Raw genomic sequence first — 2645 nt, 5'->3', positions numbered from 1 at the left:
CCACGCGCCACACCAACACCACCAATAAACAACTCACCCACACCCCCCACAACAACCGGACGCACCAACCCATCCAACACAAACACCGACGTACCAGGCAGTGGCCTTCCCAACGGAACGGTACCGATGAGGTCGGCGGTGGCTTCCTGCGTGGTGGCGGTGATGACGGTCTCAGTGGGTCCGTAGGCGTTGATCAGGCGACCACCCACGGTGCGCTGCCAGCCATCGATCTCGGCGGCAGGCATGGCATCGCCGCCGACGACGGTGAGCCGTACGGCCAGTCCGGCGGGCACCGCGGCGCCGTCGGCGAGGTCGGTGGCCAGTTGCCGCCACAGGCCGGTCGGCGGGTTGAAGACGGTAACCCGGCATTTCTCCAGAAAGGCAAGGAGTTCATCCGTACCGAGAAGCCCATCGGGACGGATCACGGCCGAGCCGCCCCTGGTCAACGGCGCGAACAACTGCTCGGTACTGACGTCGAAGGCGAACGACCCGAAGACCAGGACCCGCTCGTGGGCGGTCAGACCGAATGCCTCGCCGATCCGGCCGAGGTGGGTAGCCAGTTGGCCGTGCGTCACGGCAACCCCCTTGGGGCGGCCGGTGGACCCCGAGGTGAAGACGAGATACGCCAGATCATCCGGGTGCGCCAGGTCCAGACCGGACCGGTCGACCTCGGCACCGAGGTCGAGCCCGTCCAGGTCCGTCACGGTAGTGCCGTCGGGCAGCAGACCACCGAGGTAACCGAGATGTGCGGTCCCGCTCACCACCTGTGCGCACGCCGCCTCGGCCACCATCGTCCGGAGCCGCTCGGCGGGGTACGACGGGTCGAGCACCAGCCAGGCCGCACCGGCTCTCAGCACGCCCAGCATCGCCACCGCCATCCCGGCTCCCCGCGGCAGGAACAGGCCCACCACCGAATCCGGACCAGCCCCCGACCGGCGCAGGCGGCGGGCCACCACGGCCGAGGCCCGCTCCAGCTCTCCGTAGGTCCAGATCTGTTCGCCGTCGATCAGAGCCGGGGCGTCCTGAGCCGACCGGGCATGGTGCAGAACGGCATCCACCACCGGTTGCCCGGCGGTAGGCGGCGCCCCGGCGCCCGACCACGCTACGGCGGTCTCGGTGTCGTAGAGACCCAGTTCGCCCAGAGTGGCGCCCGGGTCGCCGGTCAGCATGTCCAGGATCCGGCCGAGGTCGTCGAGCAGCCCTTGTGCTGCTTCCTCACCAAAGGCTGCGGCATCAACGTACAGCCTCAGCTCCACCTGCTCTCCGGGCAGCACCTGCAGACTCACCGGGTAGGTGGTGCGCTCCAGCAGGCGGCTGCTCTCCAACGTGAAACCGGCGGTGGCGAGTCCGTCGAAGGGGTAGTTCTCGACGACCACGATGGAGTCGAAAAGCCGGGCTCCCGCCGCGGAGCCGGCCCAGGAGGTTACCCCTGCCAGCGGAGCGTGCTGGTGGTCACCGAGGTCGTGCAGTCCCCGGAGCACGGCTGAGAGCAGTTCGTCCACCCGCAGGTCGTCGGGGAGCCTCACCCGTAAGGGCAGGGTGTTGATGAAAAGTCCTACGGTCCTCTCGACATCGTCGATCTCGGCGGGCCGTCCGGACAGCACACTGCCGACCGCCAGGTCCCGGGCACCGGTATGCCGCGCGACGACCAGGGCCCAGGCGGCGTGGACGAGTGCGGCGAGGGTGACACCGCGCTGTCGGGCAGTCTCGGTGAGGCTGTGCGAGCGTTGGGCAGTCATCCGTAGTACGGGCTCGTACCGGTCCCCGGCGCTTGTGGCAGCCTCGGACCGAGCTTGTGCGAGCAGGGCCGGAGCGGTGAATCCGGTGAGCTGTTCGCGCCAGAAGGTCTCGTCCCCGGCACGGTCCCGGCTCTCGTTCCAGCGTACGAACGCGCCGTAGTCGGGAGCGGCCGCAAGCTCGGGCTCCGGTTCCGAGCGATGAGTCGCGTAGAGCGCAAAGGCATCTCCCGCGACAATGGGGAGGGACCATCCGTCGAGCAGAATGTGATGATTCGTCCAGATGAAGGCCCACCGATCGCCGCCGACACGGAACAGAGCCAGGCGGAGCAACGGCCCGCCGTCCAGTTCGAATCCTGTACGGCGGTCGCGCGCGAGGAACTCCTCCAGCCGGTCGAGGGGCGGCTCTGCGCCGCTTTCGGCCGTCCAGTCCTCGTACACGACCGGTATGCCGATCTCCTGGGGCACCACCAGCACGGGGCGGTCGACGTCGTGCCAGGCACAGTGTGCCCGCAGGGCCGAGTGCCGGTTGATGGCACTGCGCCAGGCGTCGAGGAAGTACTGCGGATCGATGTCACCGCGCAGCGTGCACACCAACTGCTCGGTGTAGGCGTCCGAACGGGGTTCGGCAAGAGCGTGATAGAGCATGCCCTGTTGCAGCGCGGACATGGGCCAGACGGCATGCAGGGGCCCATGGGTACGCTCCCAGGAGGCGAGCCGGCCGGCGGGCAGGCCGGCCGTATCGGCAAGGCCCGGGGAATCACCCCCCGGATTCGGATGCCCGCCGTCCTCGGGTACCAGCTCTACCGCATGTGGGGCGAGTTGGGTGATCGTGGGGTGCTGGAACAGCTGCCTCGGGGTGATCCGGATACCGGCCCTCCGAGCCCTCGCCACCACCTGGATCGAGAG

The 2645-nt window shown here is 68.7% G+C and carries 1 protein-coding gene; it reads right to left on the bottom strand.

All coding sequences use genetic code 11. The annotated features are described in order from the left end of the window. On the bottom strand, window positions 1-2405 hold a 2405-nt coding region (locus ACWDR0_RS34740; RefSeq protein WP_456355828.1), incomplete at its 3' end, for a condensation domain-containing protein. Window positions 2406-2645: the final 240 nt, after the last annotated feature.

The organism is Streptomyces sp. NPDC003691 (assembly GCF_053981115.1).
Note: the sequence above shows the minus strand (reverse complement) of the source record. Positions and strands in the feature narration are given on the sequence as shown.